We start from the raw sequence: 2,151 nt of genomic DNA, 5'->3' as shown, positions 1-2,151 counted from the left end.
GCGTGCGTTGATATACACGCTATCGCCATAGGTCAGGTCGACCGACGGCCACGCGGAGGTCTCGTAATCGTCGCTCCCCAGGTAGTCGGGAGAGTAAATCGCTCCCGCGCCCAAACTCCCCTGCCAACCGCTGTCTTGTGCCTGGCTGGGACTTGCCACCGCCAACAGCGGCAGCCCCATGGCCAACGCCGCGTATCGATATCTTGCCTGCATAGTTCCGACTCCTTGGATGGGTTACATCACCATCGAGTATCGCCGTGTGAATCACTGCGGATGCGTACTCGCCAAAAGCTTTACATACAATATCGAAGGTATCTGTGCTATGCCAGCCTGCCATTGCCAAATAATTATTAGCACGCTACATTCTTGCCATCATTCGCTTCAGGAACATTTTCATGGCATCCCCTAAGCTTTTCTCGCCGCTCACGCTCGGCGAGCTCGAATTGACCAATCGCATCGTCATTTCACCGATGTGCCAATACTCCGCCGACGCTAACGGCAGCATGACCGACTGGCACAAGATTCATCTGGGGCATCTCGCCCTCTCAGGAGCAGGGCTGTTGATCGTCGAAGCCTCCGCCGTCGCGCCGGAAGGACGCATCACCTCTGGCGACGTAGGGCTCTATTCGGACGATAACGAGCAGGCGATGGCGCGTGTACTCGAGTCCGTTCGTGCCCATTCGCCGATGCCGGTCGGCATCCAGTTGGGCCACGCCGGACGCAAAGCCTCCTGCCAAGCGCCCTGGGACGGTGGCGCGCAGCTTGGCCTCGACGAAGGCGGCTGGCAGACCGTGGCGCCTTCCACCGTGCCGTATCAGGACGGGCAGCGTCCGCCACAGGCGATGAGCCTCGGGGATATCGAGCAGCTCAAGGCGGACTTCGTCGCCTCAGCCAAGCGCGCCGAGCGTCTCGGTTTCGAGCTGATCGAACTGCATGCGGCGCATGGCTATCTATTGCATGAGTTCTTGTCGCCGCTTTCGAATCAGCGCGACGACGAGTACGGCGGTAGTCTGGAAAACCGCATGCGTATCGTGCTGGAGATCTTCGATGCCGTGCGTGCGGTGTTCCCGGATGACAAGCCAGTCGGCATCCGCATCTCTGGTAGCGACTGGGTCGAAGGCGGCTGGGATCTGGAGCAGAGCGTCGAATTGGCCAAGGCGCTCGACGCCCGTGGCTGCAGCTTCATCGACTGCTCCGGTGGCGGACTGGACCCGCGCCAGACGCTGAACGTCGGCCCCAGCTATCAAGTACCATTCGCTCGCCGCATGAAGCAGGAAGTCGCCATGCAGGTCATCGCGGTGGGACTGATCACCGAACCGGAACAGGCAGAAGGCATCGTCTTTGGTGGCGAGGCGGACGCCGTCGCGCTGGCTCGCGGCATGCTCTATGACCCGCGCTGGCCGTGGCACGCCGCCGCCAAGCTCGGCGCTACCGTAAATGCCCCGAAGCAGTATGTGCGCAGCCAGCCGCATACGCTCAAGCAACTCTTCGGCTAACGCGACGTACAATGGCTTAGGCGCTGTTCAGACGGCCCGCATCCTTGAAACGATACGGGCCGCTTGTTGTCACGCGCTAGCTCATAGCGTCACGACTGCGCCGCCATACCCGCCTAGTTCTCCAGCGGTTCGTAGGGCAAGCCGACGTAGTTCTCGGCGATGGGATACGCAACTCCTCGACCTCCTGCTCAATAACCCGCACTCAGCAAGTCACCTACTCCGTGGCCCGCCGCCGGGATACCGACGAGACTCCGTCGCCAGATACTTGATAAGATAACGTTTTATTTCACCACCCCGGGAACGCTCGATGGTTCATAAAAAGGCAATCGCGCATTCAGTGTCATTCGCCGCTTTTCTTGGCCCTTTTACTCAAACCGTCTACGTTCCCATTCTCCCCGAGCTGCAAGACACGCTGTCCACCAGCCAACTGCTCATCAACGCCAGTATCTCGGTCTTTACCTTCATCATCGCCTTCATGCAGATCCTTTACGGTCCGCTGACCGACAGCCTGGGACGCAAGAAGGTCTTGCTCCCCGGGATCGCACTGTACGTCGCGGCGTCGATCGGTTGCTTCTATGCCGACCACATCACCTCACTGCTCTTCTTTCGCGTATTTCAAGCGGTAGGGATCGCCACGGGGTCGGTGGTCGCCGTC

At 60.0% G+C, this 2,151-nt stretch carries 2 protein-coding genes and 1 pseudogene; 2 read left to right on the top strand and 1 reads right to left on the bottom strand.

The genetic code is table 11. The annotated features are described in order from the left end of the window. Positions 1–213, bottom strand: a pseudogene (locus tag OP496_RS17295) (MipA/OmpV family protein); the annotation flags it as partial. A gap of 182 nt (positions 214–395) precedes the next feature. Here OP496_RS17295 and OP496_RS17290 point away from each other — a divergent pair. After that, positions 396–1,496, top strand: a complete 1,101-nt coding sequence (locus tag OP496_RS17290) for an NADH:flavin oxidoreductase/NADH oxidase (protein ID WP_280565092.1) — start codon at positions 396–398, stop codon at positions 1,494–1,496. A 307-nt stretch (positions 1,497–1,803) separates the two neighbouring features. Further along, the coding region (locus tag OP496_RS17285) for an MFS transporter (protein WP_280565089.1) at positions 1,804–2,151 on the top strand (348 nt) is incomplete at its 3' end.

Source organism: Chromohalobacter sp. 48-RD10, from assembly GCF_029889785.1.
Taxonomy (GTDB): domain Bacteria; phylum Pseudomonadota; class Gammaproteobacteria; order Pseudomonadales; family Halomonadaceae; genus Chromohalobacter.
The sequence above is the reverse complement of the archived record's forward strand: the minus strand, read 5'-3'. Positions and strand labels throughout refer to the sequence as shown.

Bases quoted from the DNA above. Each gene is read 5' to 3' on its own strand.
- OP496_RS17290 (WP_280565092.1), top strand. From the start codon at position 396: ATGGCATCCCCTAAGCTTTTCTCGCCGCTCACGCTCGGCGAGCTCGAA.